13 protein-coding genes are annotated in these 18,400 nt (G+C 66.4%); 7 read left to right on the top strand and 6 right to left on the bottom strand.

All coding sequences use genetic code 11. The annotated features are described in order from the left end of the window. Nucleotides 1-3 precede the first annotated feature (3 nt). The gene (locus HDG34_RS16490; protein ID WP_184061326.1) at nucleotides 4-1,083 is read right to left on the bottom strand and encodes a substrate-binding domain-containing protein; all 1,080 of its coding nucleotides are present in this window, start codon (nucleotides 1,081-1,083) and stop codon (nucleotides 4-6) included. Nucleotides 1,084-1,217: 134 nt separating this feature from the next. Between HDG34_RS16490 and HDG34_RS16485 the strand changes: the two genes are divergently transcribed. The 4 genes from HDG34_RS16485 to HDG34_RS16470 are packed head-to-tail and all read left to right on the top strand — an operon-like array spanning nucleotide 1,218 to nucleotide 6,543. Then, a complete protein-coding gene (locus HDG34_RS16485) occupies nucleotides 1,218-1,703 on the top strand; it encodes an NAD(P)H-dependent oxidoreductase subunit E (RefSeq protein ID WP_184011028.1) in 486 nt (161 codons plus the stop codon). Next, the gene (locus HDG34_RS16480; RefSeq protein ID WP_184061325.1) at nucleotides 1,700-3,274 is read left to right on the top strand and encodes an NADH-quinone oxidoreductase subunit NuoF; all 1,575 of its coding nucleotides are present in this window, start codon (nucleotides 1,700-1,702) and stop codon (nucleotides 3,272-3,274) included. The genes HDG34_RS16485 and HDG34_RS16480 overlap by 4 nt, the downstream gene beginning before the upstream one ends. Before the next feature lie 15 nt (nucleotides 3,275-3,289). Continuing rightward, complete coding sequence (gene fdhF, locus HDG34_RS16475; protein ID WP_184061324.1) at nucleotides 3,290-6,274, top strand: formate dehydrogenase subunit alpha; 2,985 nt, start codon at nucleotides 3,290-3,292, stop codon at nucleotides 6,272-6,274. An 8-nt stretch (nucleotides 6,275-6,282) separates the two neighbouring features. Further along, complete coding sequence (locus HDG34_RS16470) at nucleotides 6,283-6,543, top strand: formate dehydrogenase subunit delta (RefSeq protein ID WP_184027626.1); 261 nt, start codon at nucleotides 6,283-6,285, stop codon at nucleotides 6,541-6,543. Nucleotides 6,544-6,629: 86 nt separating this feature from the next. Here the strand turns inward: HDG34_RS16470 and HDG34_RS16465 are convergent, their stop codons facing one another. Next, nucleotides 6,630-8,354, bottom strand: coding sequence for an FAD-dependent monooxygenase (locus HDG34_RS16465; RefSeq protein ID WP_184061323.1), 1,725 nt, complete (start codon nucleotides 8,352-8,354; stop codon nucleotides 6,630-6,632). A 211-nt stretch (nucleotides 8,355-8,565) separates the two neighbouring features. Here HDG34_RS16465 and HDG34_RS16460 point away from each other — a divergent pair, with 211 nt between their 5' ends. Further along, nucleotides 8,566-10,413, top strand: a complete 1,848-nt coding sequence (locus HDG34_RS16460) for a tetratricopeptide repeat protein (RefSeq protein WP_184061322.1) — start codon at nucleotides 8,566-8,568, stop codon at nucleotides 10,411-10,413. A 74-nt stretch (nucleotides 10,414-10,487) separates the two neighbouring features. Here HDG34_RS16460 and HDG34_RS16455 read toward each other — a convergent pair whose 3' ends face one another. Further along, entirely contained in the window at nucleotides 10,488-11,789 is a 1,302-nt protein-coding gene (locus HDG34_RS16455; RefSeq protein WP_184061321.1) for an MFS transporter, read from the bottom strand. 322 nt (nucleotides 11,790-12,111) lie between these two features. On the opposite strand from HDG34_RS16455, the gene HDG34_RS16450 reads away from it, so the two are divergent. Both HDG34_RS16450 and HDG34_RS16445 read left to right on the top strand, forming a co-directional pair. Further along, nucleotides 12,112-12,636 (top strand): GNAT family N-acetyltransferase, encoded by a 525-nt coding sequence (locus HDG34_RS16450; protein WP_018421404.1) that lies wholly within the window; start codon nucleotides 12,112-12,114, stop codon nucleotides 12,634-12,636. Nucleotides 12,637-12,834: 198 nt separating this feature from the next. Further along, entirely contained in the window at nucleotides 12,835-13,860 is a 1,026-nt protein-coding gene (locus tag HDG34_RS16445; protein WP_184061320.1) for a hypothetical protein, read from the top strand. A 9-nt stretch (nucleotides 13,861-13,869) separates the two neighbouring features. Here the strand turns inward: HDG34_RS16445 and HDG34_RS16440 are convergent, their stop codons facing one another. The 3 genes from HDG34_RS16440 to HDG34_RS16430 form a co-directional block, all read right to left on the bottom strand. Continuing rightward, complete coding sequence (locus HDG34_RS16440) at nucleotides 13,870-14,583, bottom strand: DUF2968 domain-containing protein (protein WP_184061319.1); 714 nt, start codon at nucleotides 14,581-14,583, stop codon at nucleotides 13,870-13,872. Nucleotides 14,584-14,928: 345 nt separating this feature from the next. Further along, entirely contained in the window at nucleotides 14,929-16,380 is a 1,452-nt protein-coding gene (locus HDG34_RS16435; protein WP_184061318.1) for a gamma-glutamyl-gamma-aminobutyrate hydrolase family protein, read from the bottom strand. Between the two features lie 128 nt (nucleotides 16,381-16,508). Continuing rightward, nucleotides 16,509-18,266: a cation:proton antiporter gene (locus HDG34_RS16430; protein WP_184061317.1), complete on the bottom strand. Its 1,758-nt coding sequence runs from the start codon at nucleotides 18,264-18,266 to the stop codon at nucleotides 16,509-16,511. Between the last annotated feature and the right edge of the window lie 134 nt (nucleotides 18,267-18,400).

The following is an 18,400-nucleotide window of genomic DNA, read 5'->3' as shown; positions in this document are numbered from 1 at the left end:
CCGTTACGCGAGCGCGCCGCCGAGCCCCTCGTCCAGATCGACGAGCCTGCCGCAGTCGCACGGATCGTAGCCGGCGAGCTGCTCGACGCGTTGATGAAACGCGCTGCCGCGCAACAGGTTGATCACCGTCGCGAGCGGCGCGCGACAGAGGTGCGCGCGATCGCACGCGAAGTAATAGTCCTCGTCGACGATCGGAATGAAGTCGAGCCCGAAATGATGCGCGGCCGGTTCGACGCCGAAGCCTATGTCCGCCATGCCGCTCGCGACGAACGCCGCGATTGCCGAGTGCGTCAGCTCGGTCGACGCATAGCCGTTGACGCGGTCCGGGTCCACACCGACCTGTCGCAGCGCGAGATCGAGCAGCATCCGCGTACCCGAGCCCGGCTGGCGGTTGACGAAACGGATGTCGTCGCGCGCCAGATCGCCGAGCCCGCCGATCCGCTTCGGATTGCCCTTGCCGATGAACAGACCCTGCTTGCGTCGGGTCAGATGCACGAGCACATGGCGTTGCGGATCGAGCCAGCGCCGGTAGGTATCGGCGCACACCGCGCGGAACTCGCCGAGCGGCAGATGAAAGCCCGCCAGATCGCACTCGCCGCGCGCGAGCGCACTGACCGCCTCGGCGCTGTCGCGGTACTTGATCTCGACCGGCAGATCGTTGGCGACCAGCGCCGTAACAAGCGCGGCCACCGCGTAACCGTGCGACGCGTGGATGCGCACGTCATCGGCGGGGGGCGCAAGCCAGCGGTTCAGATCGCTCGCCACTTCGCTCGCGAGCGCCTGCAAATTGCCGTCGAGCCGCTCGCCGCAGAGCCGCTGCCCGCGCAGCACCGCGTGACCGAGCTCGGACAACACCGAGCCGCGCCCACGCTCTTTCGCGATCAGAGGACCACCAAACCGCTCCTCGATGCTGCGCAGCAAGCCCCATGCGTGCCGATAGGACAAACCCTTAAGCGCCGCGGCCTGCGCAATGCTGCCAGATTCATCGACGAGCGCGAGCAGCGGCACCACGTCAGACAGGCTGGCCTCGCGGCCGTCCGCGCCCTTCACCACCAGCTCGACCTGACATTCGATCCTGACCATATATGCTTTACCGTTTCCTATTGCGCGCGCCGGTCGGCCCGCCTATCTTTCGGCTATACCATATCGAATAAGCGAAGCATACGTGCATGCATTATGAATAACAAGTGCATATATCGCTTCGGAGGAGCCCCCCTTTGGACGATTCTCTCGCCACGGCGCCGGATCAGCTCGTGCAACGTCACGCGCAGCCGGGCCGCACACTCATCACGATCCTGCACGCGATCCAGGACGAACTCGGCTTTGTGCCACCCGCGGCGGTCGGACCGCTCGCCCGCGCGCTGAACCTGTCGCGAGCGGAAGTGCACGGCGTCATCACTTACTACCATCACTTTCGCACCTCGCCGGCCGCGCCCGTCACGGTGCAGCTGTGCCGCGCCGAAGCGTGCCGCAGCATGGGCACCGAGGCGCTGGCCCAGCACATCGAGGCGCACACCGGTTGCCGCTTCGACGCCGGTCACCATGACGGCGCAACGGTGGAACTCGAATCGGTGTACTGCCTCGGCCAATGCGCGCTGTCGCCGGCGATGATGCTCAACGGCACGCTGCACGCGCGCGTGTCGCCGCAAAAATTCGACGCGCTGTTCGCCGCTGCCCGCAAATGCGTGGAGGTGCCGGCATGACGCGCATCTATGTTCCGCGAGATTCGTCGGCGCTCGCGCTCGGCGCCGATGCGCTGGCCGAAGCCATCGCCAGCGAAGCCGCGCGCCGCGGCATTGCGATCGAACTGATCCGCAACGGTTCGCGCGGGTTGCTGTGGCTCGAACCGCTCGTCGAAGTTGCGACGCCCGAAGGCCGCATCGGCTATGCGAATGTCGACGTGGAAGACGTCGCCGCGTTGTTCGCCGCGGGCTTCGTCGACGGCGGCGAGCATGCGCGGCGCGTCGGCGTGGTCGACGAGATTCCGTATCTGAAGAAGCAGCAGCGCCTGACCTTCGCGCGGATCGGCATCACCGACCCGCTGTCCATCGACGATTACGTCGCGCACGGCGGCCTCGAAGGCCTACGCAACGCCCTGCAAACCGACGGCGATGCCGCCTGCGAAGCGCTGATCGAATCCGGTCTGCGCGGCCGCGGCGGCGCGGCCTTCCCGGCCGGCATCAAGTGGCGCACGGTGCGCGGCGCGAAAGCCGCGCAGAAGTACGTCGTCTGCAATGCCGACGAAGGCGATTCCGGCACCTTCTCCGATCGTCTCGTGATGGAAAGCGATCCGTACGTGCTCATCGAAGGCATGATCATCGCCGGCGTCGTGACCGGCGCGACCGTCGGCTACATCTATGTGCGCAGCGAATACCCGCACTCGATCGCGACGCTCGAAGCTGCCATCGCCCGTGCGCGCACAGCCGGCTGGCTCGGCGACAGCGTGCTCTCGAGCGGGCAGCGTTTCGAGCTGTTCGTCGCGAAAGGCGCGGGCTCGTATGTGTGCGGCGAGGAAACCGCGATGCTGGAATCGCTCGAAGGCAAGCGCGGCATCGTCCGCGCAAAGCCGCCGGTGCCCGCACTCGTGGGTCTCTATGGCCAGCCCACCGTGATCAACAACGCGATCACGCTCGCCACCGTGCCGATCATCTTCGCGCGCGGCGCCGCGTTCTATAAAGACTTCGGCATGGGCCGCTCGCGTGGCACGCTGCCGTTCCAACTGGCCGGCAACATCAAGCGAGGCGGCCTCGTCGAACTCGCGTTCGGCGTGACCTTGCGCCAACTGCTCGACGACTTCGGCGGCGGCACCGCGAGCGGCCGGCCGGCGCGCGCGGTGCAGGTCGGCGGTCCGCTCGGCACCTATCTGCCGCCAAGCCAGTGGGACATTCCGATGGACTACGAGGCGTATGCGGCAGTCGGCGCGGTGATCGGCCACGGCGGTCTCGTCGTGCATGACGACACCTCGAATCTTGCCGAGCTCGCGCAATACGCGATGCACTTCTGCGCGCTCGAATCGTGCGGCAAATGCACACCGTGCCGGATCGGCTCGACGCGCGGCGTCGAGGTGATCGCGCGGATTCGCAGCGGCGACACGTCGACGCGTCAGGTGCAATTGCTGCGCGATCTGTGCGACACGATGGTAGCCGGCTCGCTGTGCGCGATGGGCGGCATGACGCCGTATCCGGTGCTGTCCGCGCTCGATCATTTCCCTGAAGACTTCGGTCTCGCCGCCGATCCCACTGCCGACCACGCCACCAAAGCGGCCGCGGCCTGACTCCAGGAGTTCACCATGTCCGACCAGTTCAACTCCCCTGCCGGCGCCCCGAAGGAAGTCCCCCTGGGGGGCGGCTGCGGCTCAGGCAACTGCGCGTGCAAGTCGCAAGCCCAGGCACGCGCCGCCAACGCGTTCGCCGACGACACCGACTACGGCACCCCCGCCCGCCACTCGGACGTCGACGTGACGCTCGAAATCGACGGCCAGGCGGTGACCGTACCGGCGGGCACGTCGGTGATGCGCGCGGCGGCTGAAGCTGGCGTCAACGTGCCGAAGCTGTGCGCGACCGATTCGCTCGAACCGTTCGGCTCATGCCGCCTGTGTCTCGTCGAAATCGAAGGACGGCGCGGCTATCCGGCCTCGTGCACGACGCCGGTCGAAGCCGGCATGAAGGTGCGCACGCAGACCGACCGTCTGCAGTCGCTGCGTCGCAACGTGATGGAGCTGTACATCTCCGACCATCCGCTCGATTGCCTGACCTGCCCCGCCAACGGCGACTGCGAACTGCAGGACATGGCGGGCGTGACCGGCCTGCGCGAAGTGCGCTACGGCTTCGACGGCGCGAATCATCTGAAGGACCAGAAGGACGAATCGAATCCATACTTCACGTACGACCCGGCGAAGTGCATCGTCTGCAATCGCTGCGTGCGCGCGTGCGAGGAAACCCAGGGTACGTTCGCGCTGACGATCACCGGACGCGGCTTCGAATCTCGCGTCGCGGCGAGCGAGAACCAGCCGTTCATGGAATCGGAGTGCGTGTCGTGCGGCGCCTGCGTGGCCGCGTGCCCGACCGCGACCTTGCAGGAAAAGTCCGTCGTGATGCTCGGCCAGCCCGAGCACTCGGTCGTCACCACCTGTGCCTATTGCGGCGTCGGCTGCTCGTTCAAGGCAGAGATGAAGGGCAACCAGGTCGTGCGGATGGTGCCGCACAAGAACGGCCAGGCCAACGAAGGCCATGCATGCGTGAAGGGCCGCTTCGCGTGGGGCTACGCGACGCACAAGGACCGCATCAAAAAGCCGATGATCCGCGCGACGATCACCGACCCATGGCGCGAAGTCAGCTGGGACGAAGCGATCTCGTATGCGGCGTCCGAATTCCGCCGCATCCAGGCGAAGCATGGCCGCGATTCGATCGGCGGTATCACGTCGTCGCGCTGTACGAACGAGGAAACCTACCTCGTGCAGAAGCTCGTGCGCGCCGCGTTCGGTAACAACAACGTCGACACCTGCGCGCGCGTCTGCCACTCGCCGACCGGCTATGGTCTGAAGACGACGCTCGGCGAATCGGCTGGCACGCAGACGTTCGCCTCCGTCGACAAAGCCGACGTGATCATGGTAATCGGCGCGAATCCGACCGATGGCCACCCGGTGTTCGCCTCGCGTCTGAAGCGGCGCGTGCGCGAGGGTGCGAAGCTGATCGTCGTCGATCCGCGTCGGATCGACATCGTCGATACGCCGCACGTGAAAGCGTCGCACCATCTGCAATTGCGGCCCGGCACCAACGTCGCGATCGTCAACGCGCTCGCGCACGTGATCGTCACCGAAGGCCTGCTCGACGAAGCGTTCGTCGCCGAGCGCTGTGAAACCCGCGCGTTCGAACAGTGGCGCGATTTCGTCGCGCTGCCGGAGAACTCGCCGGAAGCGACCGAAGCGGCGACCGGCGTGCCCGCGCAACAGGTACGCGAAGCCGCGCGCATCTACGCGAGCGCCGGCAACGCCGCGATCTACTACGGCCTGGGCGTCACCGAACACGCGCAAGGCTCGACGATGGTGATCGGCATCGCGAACCTGGCGATGGCGACCGGCAACATCGGCCGCGAAGGTGTCGGCGTGAATCCGCTGCGCGGCCAGAACAACGTGCAGGGTTCGTGCGACATGGGCTCGTTCCCGCACGAGCTGCCCGGCTATCGTCACATCGGCGATCCGCTCGTGCGCACGCAGTTCGAAAACGCCTGGGCCGTCACACTGCAACCGGAACCTGGCCTGCGCATTCCGAACATGTTCGACGCCGCGCTGCACGGCAGTTTCAAGGGTCTGTACTGCCAGGGCGAGGACATCGTGCAGTCGGACCCGAACACGCATCATGTGGCGGCGGCGCTGTCGTCGATGGAATGCATCGTCGTGCAGGACATCTTCCTGAACGAGACCGCCAAATACGCGCACGTGCTGCTGCCCGGCTCGTCGTTCCTCGAAAAGGACGGCACGTTCACCAATGCCGAGCGCCGCATCTCGCGCGTGCGCAAGGTGATGCCGCCGCTCGGCGGCTACGCGGACTGGGAAGTCACGCTGCTGCTGTCGCGCGCGCTCGGCTACGAGATGGACTACACGCATCCGTCCGAGATCATGGACGAAATCGCGCGGCTCACACCGACCTTCCACGGCGTGTCGTACCAGAAGATCGACGAAATGGGCAGCATCCAGTGGCCATGCAACGAGGACGCGCCCGACGGCACGCCGACGATGCACGTCAACACCTTCGTGCGCGGCAAGGGCAGGTTCGTGATCACGAAGTTCATCGCATCGCCGGAGAAGGTCACGCGCAAATATCCGTTGCTGCTGACGACCGGGCGCATTCTGTCGCAGTACAACGTCGGCGCGCAGACGCGCCGCACCGAGAACTCGCGCTGGCATGACGAAGACCGGCTCGAACTGCATCCGCACGATGCCGAGGAACGCGGCATCAAAACCGGCGACTGGGTCGGCATCGAATCGCGCGCGGGGCAGACCGTGTTGCGCGCGAAGGTGACGGAGCGGATGCAGCCGGGCGTCGTCTATACCACGTTCCACTTCCCCGAATCGGGCGCGAACGTGATCACGACCGACAGCTCCGACTGGGCGACCAACTGCCCCGAATACAAGGTGACCGCGGTGCAGGTCATGCCGGTCGAGCAGCCGTCGCAATGGCAGAAGGACTATTCGCGCTTCAATAGCGAACAGCTCGAACTGCTGAAGCAGCGCGAGCTGGCCAATGCGGCCGCGGCCGTCACCGCGGGCAAGTGAGGCGAGCCATGGACAATCGGAATCTGATCGACATGGCGAACCGGATCGGCGACTTCTTCGAGTCGATGCCCGACCACGAGGAAGCGCTGACCGGCGTCGCCGAACATATCCGCCGCTTCTGGGAGCCGCGCATGCGGCGCGCGCTGCTCGCGACGCTCGACGAAGCGCCGGACACGTATGACATCGCGCTATCGGACTTCACGCGCGAGGCGATCGTCAGGTATCGCGAGAAGTTGACGCCGGCGCCGGCCCAGGCGCCGGCGGCTTAGGCTCGGGCGGTTTCCCCAATCAACCAGGCGCGGTGGCGCGATCCGCTGCCGCGTGCGTGCCCATGCCACGCAACGGGCGGCGCCAATCACAACGTCGCCTGTTCCGATATCTCTCCCCCAACCGTAAACCACGCTTCGCAGTGCCGTACGAGACCGTGCAGGTCCGAGCCGGTGCGTCCGCGCGCGCTGATGTAGCCGTCGGGCCGCACCAGATAAAACGACGGCCGCGTGCGCCCATACGATTCGGACAACGCCGGGCCGCCGTCGCCGCTCGTATCGGTGATGCGCCAGATCCGCACCGCGTTCGGCAGCAGCCGCTCGACCTCGGCGGCGAGCTTTTCTACTTCGGGGTCCGGCGGCGGTGCATGTTTCGCGGCGGGATCGAGCGGCGTGCCATCGACGGGCAGCGGCGGCAACAGCAGAAACAGCGAGAAGAACGCCGGATCGTGCAGATCGAAAATGCAGCCGACGCCCGGCGCGCGTCCCAGCGGACCGTCGACGACGTGCACGAGCGCATCGGGTGCGCGCTCGCCCGCGCGCGGGCCGCCGTCGAGCACGCGTTCGAGCGTCAGCGGACTGCGCCGGTACTGGATCGACAGCTCGCTGATCGTCGCGCGTGCGGCATCGCGCAGCGGACCGAGCGTGGCCAGCACCGGCATCACGCGCTCGCGCAGCAGCTTCATCGGTCCGTGATCGGCCTCGGCCATCTGCGTGATGAAACCGGTCTGCCGCAGCACCTCGCGCTCGATCGGATGTCGCTCGGCGTGATACGTGTCGAGCAGGCGATCCGGCGCCGCGCCGCCGATCACGCGCGCGAGCTTCCAGCCGAGATTGAGCGCTTCCTGGATGCCGGTGTTCATGCCTTGTGCGGCCGCGGGGCTGTGTACGTGCGCGGCATCGCCGGCGAGGAAGATGCGGCCCACGCGCAGCCGGTCGACCATCCGGCTGTTCACGTGGAAGTACGCCGACCACGCCAGATCCGACACGTCGACGCGCTCGCGCACGCGTCGCGCGATCAGCGCCTTGCATTGTTCGAGCGACGGCGCCGGCGCCCGCTCCAGCGGCGGCTCGCCGAGCACCGCGGGGGCCGGCGGCGCGGCGCTGTCCGACGGCTCGACCGCATGATCGGCGATCAGACGATGGCGGCCGTGGCCCATCGGAAACAGCCCGACGAGACCCTCGCCCGACGCGAAGATATGGAACTCGTCGTCGGGCCAGTCGGTTTCGGCATGCAGGTCGGCGAGCAGAAAGGTCTGGTCGAAGGTCTTGCCCTCGAAGTTCAGGTCGAGGCGATGGCGAATCGAACTGTGCGCGCCATCGGCCGCGATCAGATATGACGGGCGCATGGCTTCCGTGCGGCCGTCCGCGCGGCGCAAGGTCGCCTGAACGCTCGCGGAGCCTTGCATGAACGCCACGAGCTCGACGCCGCGCTCGACCTTCACGCCGAGCGTCGCTAGATGCTCGGTCAGGAGCCGCTCGGTCACCGACTGGTCGAGAAACAGCAGATAGGGATAGCGCGTGTGCAACGGGTCGAAATCGAGCTGCGCGAGCCGCATGCCGTTCGAAAACAGATTCGCCACGCGCGCGCGATGGCCGAGCTCGAGAAACGGTTCGACCAGCCGATGCTGCTCGAGCAGTTCGAGCGTGCGTGCCTGAATGCCGATCGCGCGCGAGTAAGGGTTCGGCTGCGGCGCCTTGTCGATCAGGCGCACGGGGACGTGGGCGCGCGCGAGACTCATCGCTGCGGCAAGTCCGGTGGGACCGGCCCCGACGATCAGCACCGGCGACGCGTCGTAGGCGGCAGCGTCCATGCGGAACTCCGGAGGCAACAATGCGTTCTAGTGTACGCCGCCGCTCTTGCGCATACGGGTGCGCTGCATCAATCGCGCGTCGGCAAGACGGGTCGCGCGGGGGGTCCATCCGTCGTTGCCCATGAACTCACGCTCCGCGCAAATCCAGGCCGCTTGCGCAAGTATGGGAAAATGCGCGCTCAGTCTGATTGATCCAAATGCCCTCCCCGTCATGCAACCTGTATTTGACCGCGCGTTCGCGGCGCATCGTGACGGCCGCCTCGACGACGCCGAACGCGGCTACCGCGCCACGCTCGACCACGACCCCAGCCACGTCGACGCGCTGCATCTGCTCGGCGTGCTGCGCCACCAGCAGGGCCAGCACGCCGAAGCCGCGGCGCTGGTGCGGCGCGCGGTCGATCTGCGCCCCGAAGACGCGGCGCTGCAGCTGAACCTCGGCAATGCGCTGAAGGCGCTCGGCCAGATCGACGCCGCGATCGAGCAGTTCCGCAACGCGCTGACGCTCGCGCCGACCTTCCCGATGGCGCACTACAACCTCGGCAACGCGTACGCGTCGCAAGGCCGTCACGAAGACGCCGCCGATGCGTTCGAACGTTCGCTGCGCCTGCAGCCGAACGACGCGTCGTCGCACAACAATCTCGGCAACGCGCTGCACGCGCTCGGCCGTCACGCGGACGCGATCGCGTCGTTCCGGCGCGCGCTCGAGCTGCGCCCCGGTCACGCGGGCGCGCTGAACAACATGGGCATGTCGCTGAACGCGCTCGATCGACCGAACGAGGCGGTGCCCTGCTTCGAGGCCGCGCTCGCCGCCGAGCCGCGCTTCGTCGCTGCGCACTTCAATCTCGCGAATACGTTCGATGCGACCGGCCGCCATGCGCGGGCAGTCGCGTCATTTGAAGCGGCGCTGCGTCTGCAGCCGAACCTGCCGCCCGCGATCTATGGCATGGGCAACGCGCTCGCGGCGCTCGGCCGTGCCGAACAGGCGCTGCCGTATCTGGAGCGCGCGGTCGGGCTCGATCCGCAATTCGCGCTCGCGTGGCTTGCGCTCGGCACCGCGCACCAGGCGCTCGGCGCGCACGCGGCCGCGGTGCGCGCGCTCGATCAGGCGTTGCGGCTGCGCCCGGATCTCGCGTCCGCGCATATGAACCGCGCGCTCGCGTGGCTCGCGATGCGCGACTTCGAGCGCGGGCTGCCCGAATACGAATGGCGCTTGCAAACCGTCGCGCAACCGGTGATCCAGACGTTGCCGCGCTGGCACGGCGAGTCGATCGAAAAATACACGCTGCTGATCCATGCCGAACAGGGTTTCGGCGACACGCTGCAGTTCGTGCGCTTCGTACCGCTCGCAGCGCAACGCGCCGCGCGCGTCGTGCTCGAAGTGCAGCCGCAGTTGGTGCCGCTCTTCGCGCCCGTCGCGAAGACGTGGCGCGTCTCGCTGATCGCGCAGGGCCAGCCGCGCCCCGCCGCCGATCTGCAGATTCCGCTCTTGAGCCTGCCGCTAGCGCTCGGCACGCGCTACGACACGATTGACGCGCGCACGCCCTATCTGAGCGTGCCGCCGGCCTATGGCCGCAAATGGCGCGGCTCGCTCGGCGGTCAGGCGAAGCGCAAGATCGGGCTCGCATGGTCGGGGCGCATCCAGCGCAACGAAACCCGCACGATGCCGCTCGCCGCGCTGGAGCCGCTGTTCGCACTGAATGGCATCGACTGGATCGTGTTGCAGCCCGATCTGTCCGAGGACGACCGCGCGGCGCTCGACGCGCATCCGCGCGCGGCCGCGATCCATCGCTTCGACCACCGCATCGGCGACTTCGCGGATACCGCGGCGATCGTCGAGCGGCTCGACGCGGTGGTGTCGATCGACACGTCGATCGCGCACCTCGCGGGCGCGCTGCGCAAGCCGCTGTGGCTGATGCTGCCGTGCGCCGCCGACTGGCGCTGGTTCGACGGCGACACGCGCAGCCCGTGGTATCCCGGCGCGACGCTCGTGCGTCAGCCGCGGCCGGGCGCGTGGGATGAAGTCGTCGAGGTGGTCGCTAACGAATTGCGGCACGGGTAGCCACAGACCACGCGCCGCAAACAAAAAACCCCGCTTTCGCGGGGTCTTTTGTTTTCAGAACACGAAGTGAACCGTCAGGCCGCCCGATACTGATTGCGTGACTCCGGCGTGCGATACAGGAACAGCGTCGCGAGCAGACCGCAGATTGCCGCCACGCCGAGGACCAGGCCCGGCGCCGCCTTGTTGCTGGTCACGTGGATCAGCAGCGTGGCGATGGCCGGCGTGAAGCCGCCGATCGTCGTCGCGAGACTGTACGCGAGCGAGAAGCCAGCGGTTCGCACTTCGACCGGCATCACTTCGGTCAGCGCGACGACCATCGCGCCGTTGTAGCAGCCGTACAGGAACGACAACCACAGCTGCACGGCGAGCAGACGCGCGAACGACGGTTCGGCGACGAGCCATTGCAGCGCCGGATACGCGGTGAGGATCGTCAGGATCGTGAACGCGAGCAGCACCGGACGGCGGCCGACGCGGTCCGACAACGCGCCGGACAACGGCAGCCAGATCAGATTCGAGATACCGACGCAGACGGTGACGACGAGCGCGTCGATCGCCGACAGCTTCAGCACTTCCCTGCCGAAGGTCGGCGTGTAAGCGGTGATCATGTAGAACGACACGGTCGTCATGACGACCATGCCCATGCCGCCCAGCACGATCGGGTAGTTCGCGAGCATCGACTTCAGGATCTCGCCCACGCTCGGACGATGCTTGCGCGCCGTGAACTCCTCGGTTTCCTGCAGCGAGCGGCGGATGATGAACAGGAACGGCACGATCAGACAGCCGATCAGGAACGGCACGCGCCAGCCCCACGCGAACATCTGGTCGGCGGGCAGAATCTTGTTGAGCCCCACGCCGATCAGCGCGGCGAATACCACCGCGACCTGCTGGCTGCCCGATTGCCACGAGCAATAGAAGCCCTTGTTGCCCTTCGTCGCGATCTCCGACAGATACACCGACACGCCGCCGAGCTCAGCGCCGGCGGAGAAGCCTTGCAGCAGCCGGCCGAGCAGCACCAGCACGGGCGCCACGAGCCCGATGGTCGCGTAGCCCGGTATCGTCGCGACCGTCAGCGTGCCGAGCGCCATCAGGCTCAGTGTGAGGATCAGGCCTTTGCGACGGCCGTGATGGTCGATGTAGGCGCCGAGCACGATCGCGCCGAGCGGACGCATCAGGAAGCCCGCGCCGAACACGGACAGCGACAGCATCAGCGATGCGAAATCGCTGCCGCCAGGAAAGTAGGTCTTGGCGATCGCGGAAGCGTAGTAGCCATAGACCATGAAGTCGTACATTTCAAGAAAGTTGCCGCTGACAACGCGGAACACTGTCTTGACCTTGGATTCTTGGGTGGTGGAAGCGGCGTGGGTCGCTGTAGACATGACACTCTCGGATAAGCCCGTCGCCCTGTCGGACGGATCGACGCGGACGGTGACGAGCGGGCAGTTGGAACGATCCACTGCGTTTGGCAAGCGGATGCCGCAGGCGGACGCACAGGTATAAGCAAGTGCGCCCGGGGGCGCCGCATTTTGCTGCTCACGGCGCTCATTCGATATGAGGGTAAACGCTGAGCTCGATGCCGGGCTGATGCCACGTAATGTTACTGCTGATAGGGTCGACGCGAAACGCATACAGTTTGCTTACGCGCGACACCCGCGGGCGGTCGCAGACTGTCCGCGCGAGGCCATTCAGTCGATTACTCCGATGCGAACCACCCCTGCTCTTTCCCTGCGCCCCGCCACGCTCGAGGACGCCGCGCTGATTGCGTCGATCCACAGCGCCAGTTGGCAGGCGACCTATCGCGGTCTGTTGCCCGACGCGTTCCTCGACGGCGAAGTCACGCGCGAACGCGCCGCCTATTGGGAAGCACGTCTCGGCGCGCCGGGCGGCGAGCGCCGCATCGTGCTGATCGCCGAGTTGGCCGGCGAGCCGGCCGGCTTCGTGTGTGTCGAGCGCCAGCCCGAGTCCGCGTGGGGCGTGCTGCTCGACAACCTGCATGCGCTGCCCGGTTATCAGGGCATCGGCGTCGGCAAAACATTGATGCACGCAGCCGTAGACTGGACGCGCGCGCAAGGCGAGGCACAGCTGTATCTGTACGTGCTCGAGGGCAATACGGCGGCGATCGGCTTTTACGAGCGACACGGCTGGCAGTTGGTCGGCGCGGAGCCCGATCAGATGGGCGGCGTGGATATCACCGCGTTGCGCTACGTGTACCGGTTGAAGGCTTGAACGCCGCGGTTGAGTGTGTGTGAAGCGCATGGCGTCGCGGGGACGGCGCGCCGGCGGTGTTCCTGTTTTCGGAGTCATCTGAACGGTGGACGACGTAGTTTCGAGGCATGATTTTCTGTTGCCGATGGCTTCATCGGCCCCCTACAGATTCCGTCACTGCCGCACCGGTGTGACTGTCCGAGACACCGGAAGAAACCGATGACCAGCACGCCGCTCATCCTGATTGAAGGCGCATTCGCGCTTCCCCCTCTCCGTACGCTCGACCACCTGCCCGAACCGTTCGGCCGCGACTGGGCGTTGCTGTCCTGGCGAACCGGGCTCGATTCGCTGTATGCCGCGCTGCTGTGCACCGTGTGCGTCAGAGAACAGCAGTTGCTGTCGTATGGGCAGTGGGTGTCGATCGACGGCGTGCTGACCGGCGTGCTGACCGACATGAAGCGGCCGGCAGAGACGCCCGTCGCGAACGCCACGCAGCCTGCCGGGGAACCGTCGAATACCGCGACGGCGGCGCATCCCGCTATGCAACGGAAGGTGCCTCAGGGTCCAATGCGAATCGCGCTCAAGGCCCGCTCGCCGCGAATCGCGCAGCGGCGCACTGTGCGGCATCGGCGAACGGTCGCGGCGAGTGCCGGCGTAATCGGCTGCGTCGCGGTACTGGCGTGGTGGATCGTCGATCAGCCTCTGGCGCCGCGGCATATGGCCTCCGACATGCTGAAATCGGCGCAAGCTCTGATGCCCCGTCGCGATGCGCCGGCGCCGGTAGAAAAGCGTCGTGCGCAGCATCTGGTTGCGAGTCCCGAGGCACCGGTGATTGCGGAGGCCGTCACACCGGCTCCTGTCCTTCCGCCATTACCTGTCGACGTGGCCGCCGCCGCACCCGCGCGCATCGTGGCTTTGCCTCAGGGCACCGCCACGCGACATGCGCCCACCCCGCGTGACGCGATTCGCTCGTCGCCTCCGCGTCGTGCGCTTCGCGTGCAAACGCATCCGCTTCCGGTAAATCGCCCTGCCGCGAATGACCCATCGCATGAAGCGCGCGTTCGTACCCGGTTCGGCGAAGACGGATACGCTGATGTAACGACGTTCGCCATGATGTCTTTGCGCGACGTCGCGCCGCTGCCGCGCTCCACCGTGTCGAACAATCTGCCGGTAAATAGCACGGAGTGGATGAACCACATATCGCAGCGTCGCGTCACCGAAATCCCGGAACAATTCGCGCAATGAGCGCCGCCGTTACTTCGACGCAGGCAAACCCGCTTCCGTCTGCTGCTGCAAGCGCGTGACCGCGCTCTGAAGCTGACGCAATTGCGCCTGCGCGTTGTCGCGCTCCGCGCGCAGCGCGAGCGCCTCGTCGCGCGTCTGCCGCTGCCGGTCGTCGACCTTCGCCTGCTGCGTGCGGGCGACGTCGAGATCGGTCTGCAGCCGTTGCGCCTGCTGCTGCGATATCGCGATGCTGCCCTGCAGATACGCATTCTGCGCCTGCAACCGCGTGCGATGAATCTCGACGTCCGCGAGTTGCTGCGTCTGCTGCGCGAAACCGGCGTAGATCGCTTCCGCGCGCTCTGCCGAATCGCTCCTGATCACGCGCCAGAAATGCTTGTTCTGAAACAACGCGACGTAGTACGTCATCCGCGGCGGATGGAAGAACAGGCTCGCACCATAGCTGCCGTTGTAGGTCGTGCGCAGTTCGCCGAGGTTCGCGTCCTGGATCAACTGGATCAAATCGGCGACGTCGCCGCGCGCGGCGGCGGGCGTATTCGCGGACACCTCGGGCTCAGCGACGGACTGGGGGCCAGCCTCTCGCGGCGCCAACTCCCCTGGAGCCGGCCGCGTGCCCGCCAGCGGCGCGCTCACGCTGTCCTGCTGTGCCACCGCAACACCCGTATGCCACAACGCATAGACACCGGCGAGCAACATAGCGCGCCGGATAACCAAGGAGTACTTCATATGCCTGCTCCACGCCGATCGAGAATGACGTTGGATTATCGCGCGGATTTATCGCGACGCGAAGCTCGTGGGCACTGTATGGACACGCTCGAAATCGAGATAGACGGTTGGCGCAGCGAACCACTCCATCCAAAATCACAGTCGCAAAATAAAGACGCCACCCAGCTCGCACTCCTGATTATTTCGAGAGAAGAAAACGCACTGCCACATAACGTGACAGTGCGTCAGATGGATGGAATGGCTCCGTCGGGCTGCGGAAAACAGCGAAAGCGCGGGACCGATGCGCAACCACGCCGCGGACTCAACCTCGACCGCGCACGCCGCGCCAACGCAAACCCGCCTTGCTTAAAACCGCGTCTCCCGCGCGACCCGCAGGAACGTATCGAGCAACGGCGTGCAATCGAGCAGCTCCGGGCCGCCCGCGCGATGAAACTCCGGGTGCCACTGCACGCCCATCACGAACGGCGCGCGCCGGTAGCGCACGGCCTCGATGATGCCGTCCGACGCCGACACCGCCTCGATATTGAGATCGCGGCCCAGCGTCTTTACCGCCTGATGGTGAATCGAGTTGACGATCGCGTCGCGCCGTCCGGGGAACATGTTCACCAGCGTCGAGCCATCCGGAAAATGCACGCCGTGCCGGTGCTGATCGTAGTTTTCGTTGACGTGGACGTTCGCGGTGGGCACTTCGGTCGCGATGTCCTGATATAGCGTGCCGCCGAACGCGACATTGATCAGCTGACAGCCGCGGCACACGCCGAGCACCGGCTTGCCCGATTCGACGAACTCGTGCAGCAGTTCGAGCTCGTACATGTCGCGCACGCGGTCACCGGGCCATTCGTGGCTGGTCGCCGATTCCGCATACGTCTGCGGCGACACGTCGGCGCCGCCTTGCAGCAGCAGGCCATCGAGATGCTTCGCATAGTCGCGCAGGCGGATGTTGCTCGGGTGCAGCATGCCCTGATGACCAACGGTCGGGATCATGAACACCAGCACGTCGCGCGACATCACCCAGTGCGCGACCGACTCCTCCAGATACTGCAGCGTCTTGCCGCGCAAGCCCTTCGCGCCCGGTTCCGGATGGAAGATGCGCGCCGACACGCCGATGCGCAGCGTGCGCTGCGTGATCCGCTGCCCCGCGCGATCGAACAGCTGCCGCGCGCGCGCCGCGATGATGCGGCCGAACACGCTCCACGCGGAGTCGCTCTGCTTCAGATAACGCGGTGGCGACGGCGGCAGCGCGTTGGGTGGCGGCGGGTTCGTGGCGCTGAAATCGGGTGCCGCGCCGAAACCGGGCGGCGGCGAGCCGGGCGCACGCGCCGCGGGTGCGGCGGCTGCCTCGCTGGCGATTTCGTCTTCGGTGGCGAGGTCCGCGGCGCTGCCGCCAGCCGCGCGCGGCTCGCCGGCGGCTACCGTCGGTTTCGCGAGCGGCTCGGGTTTCACCATGGTCGCGCCGCCGGCGTACGGACCAGCGCGCTGCGCTTCGCGCTCGTGCACCTTGGCTTCCTGCCGCGCGGTCGATTCGGCGGCGGCGCTGCGCGCCTCGGCCGCGTCGCGCAGCCGCGCCGTGCGCGGATCTTCGGGCGTGACCGACGATGCGCTGAGCGGATCGTCGGTCGACGACCTCGCGGTCGCCTCCTCGGCCGTCGGGCTCGTGTCTTTGGCGGCCGACCGGATGGCATCTTCATGCGAGGGAGGAAGCGAGGCGGCCGGTTCGGCCGGCGCGCTGCTCGGCGCGGGGGAGGCCGGCTGCGGACTGCCGGTCGTGCCGGCGTTTTCGGGTTTGTTTTCGCTCATGACTGTCGGACGGGCGCCTTACACGCGAACGAATGAATATGCCCTGATTATCCGTCAGTGCTGCAGGCCCCGCAAACCCGCACACAATTGCTCACATTGTTGCGAAGCGTTACACCGACCCCGATGAGTCAAGGATCCGGCCGCTCTTCGAAGGTTTCCCGCAACGCGATCTGCATCGACGCATGAATCTTCACGCACCAGCGCCACACGAGCGCGAGCAGCAGCGCGGCGCACACAAGCACCGCGACGAGCAGGCCAGTCGGCGGCAGGATGCTGCCAGACAGCGCCGCCACCAGCACAAACACGCCGATCATCGACACGATCGGCACGAGATCGGCGATCGCGTGACGCAGCGGGCTCGTGAAGCGTCCCGCGGTGGTCGGCTGCAAGCCGACTTCGGCAAGCAGCAGCGCGAGCGACTTGGTCTTGCGATACACGGCCACGAGAAACGGCAGCGAAACGACGAGCGCGACGCTCCACTGCACGACGCGTTGCAGCGGCTCGTCGTCGAGCCAGTGCGCGAGCAGCCGGCCGCTATGCGGCGCGCTATACGACACGGCCAGGAAAATGGCCACGACGAGCGCGAGATTCACCGCGATCTGCAATACGATCCGCCGCGTCATGCTGATGAGCGTCGGCTCGCCGCGCGCCGTGACCAAACTGCGCAGCCATTGCCCGTACATGCCGAACACGTTGGACAACGTGGCGGGCATCGCCTGCCCGATGCGGCGCGTGAGCGGATCGGCGACGCGGATCAGATATGGCGTCGTCAGCGTCGTCAATGCCGACACGGCGACCGCGATCGGATACAGAAACCCGCTCGTCACCTTCAACGTCAGACCGAGCGTCGCGATGATGAACGAGAACTCGCCGATCTGCGACACGGTCATGCCGACGCGCATCGAGGTGCGCGCGTCCTGCCCCGACAGAAACGTGCCGAGCCCGCACGACACGATCTTGCCGACGATCACCGCGAGCGTGATGACGGCGATCGGCCACGCGTAGTCGAGCATCACGGCCGGGTTCAGCATCAGTCCGATCGTCACGAAGAAGATCGCGGAAAACGCGTCGCGCAGCGGCGCGATCAGATGCTCGATCCGATGCAGATGACGCGACTCGGCCATGATCGCGCCGATCAGGAACGCGCCGAGCGCGATGCTGTAATCGAGCTTGACGACCAGCAGACAGAAGCCGAAGCAGAAGCCGAGCACGGACACGAGCATCATCTCGTCGCTGCCCGTGCGCGCGACGTAGTTCAGCGCGCGCGGCACGAGCAGCACGCCGACCAGCAGCGACACCGTCATGAACAGCAGCAGCTTGCCGAGCGTGACGGCCGCGAGCCCGGCCGACAGCTGCCCGGTCTGCGCGATGCCGGTCAGCAGCACGAGCATCGCGATACCGAGAATGTCCTCGACGATCAGAATGCCGAACACGAGCTGCGCGAAGCTTTCGCGTTTGAGTCCGAGATCGGACAGCGCCTTCACGATGATCGTCGTCGACGAGATCGCGAGGATCGCGCCGAGGAACAGCGAGTCCATCGGAGTCCAGCCGAACGCGCTGCCGATCTCGTAGCCGATCCACAGCATCAGCACGATTTCGGACAGCGCGGCGACGATCGCCGTCGCGCCGACCTCGAACAGCTTGCGCAGGCTGAATTCGAGGCCCAGCGAAAACATCAGGAACACGACGCCCAGCTCGCCGAGCGTCTGGATCGTCTGTTCGTCGTGGATCAATTGGAACGGCGGCGTGTACGGTCCGATGATCACGCCGGCCGCGATATAGCCGAGCACCACCGGCTGCTTCAGGCGATGGAACAGCACGGTGACGACGCCGGCCAGCGCCATCACGACGGCCAGATCCTGGATGAAGCCGATGCCATGGTGCATGAGCGCTTTCCTTACAAACAGTAATCTCAGAAAGCGCAGTGTAGCAAACGAACCGACCATCTTTTTGGCGAAGTCGCGCGCCGCGCCGCGCCGCCAGTAGCAGGCCGCTCGGCCGCAAAACCTTGCTCTACAAT

This window comes from Paraburkholderia sp. HC6.4b (genome assembly GCF_014200875.1).
GTDB classification, from domain to species: domain Bacteria; phylum Pseudomonadota; class Gammaproteobacteria; order Burkholderiales; family Burkholderiaceae; genus Paraburkholderia; species Paraburkholderia tuberum.
Note: the sequence above shows the minus strand (reverse complement) of the source record. Positions and strands in the feature narration are given on the sequence as shown.

Bases quoted from the DNA above. Each gene is read 5' to 3' on its own strand.
- HDG34_RS16470 (WP_184027626.1), top strand. From the start codon at position 6,283: ATGGACAATCGGAATCTGATCGACATGGCGAACCGGATCGGCGACTTC.
- HDG34_RS16440 (WP_184061319.1), bottom strand. From the start codon at position 14,583: ATGAAGTACTCCTTGGTTATCCGGCGCGCTATGTTGCTCGCCGGTGTC.
- HDG34_RS16490 (WP_184061326.1), bottom strand. From the start codon at position 1,083: ATGGTCAGGATCGAATGTCAGGTCGAGCTGGTGGTGAAGGGCGCGGAC.
- HDG34_RS16435 (WP_184061318.1), bottom strand. From the start codon at position 16,380: ATGAGCGAAAACAAACCCGAAAACGCCGGCACGACCGGCAGTCCGCAG.
- HDG34_RS16450 (WP_018421404.1), top strand. From the start codon at position 12,112: ATGCGAACCACCCCTGCTCTTTCCCTGCGCCCCGCCACGCTCGAGGAC.
- HDG34_RS16430 (WP_184061317.1), bottom strand. From the start codon at position 18,266: ATGCACCATGGCATCGGCTTCATCCAGGATCTGGCCGTCGTGATGGCG.
- HDG34_RS16480 (WP_184061325.1), top strand. From the start codon at position 1,700: ATGACGCGCATCTATGTTCCGCGAGATTCGTCGGCGCTCGCGCTCGGC.
- HDG34_RS16445 (WP_184061320.1), top strand. From the start codon at position 12,835: ATGACCAGCACGCCGCTCATCCTGATTGAAGGCGCATTCGCGCTTCCC.
- HDG34_RS16465 (WP_184061323.1), bottom strand. From the start codon at position 8,354: ATGGACGCTGCCGCCTACGACGCGTCGCCGGTGCTGATCGTCGGGGCC.
- HDG34_RS16455 (WP_184061321.1), bottom strand. From the start codon at position 11,789: ATGTCTACAGCGACCCACGCCGCTTCCACCACCCAAGAATCCAAGGTC.
- fdhF (WP_184061324.1), top strand. From the start codon at position 3,290: ATGTCCGACCAGTTCAACTCCCCTGCCGGCGCCCCGAAGGAAGTCCCC.
- HDG34_RS16460 (WP_184061322.1), top strand. From the start codon at position 8,566: ATGCAACCTGTATTTGACCGCGCGTTCGCGGCGCATCGTGACGGCCGC.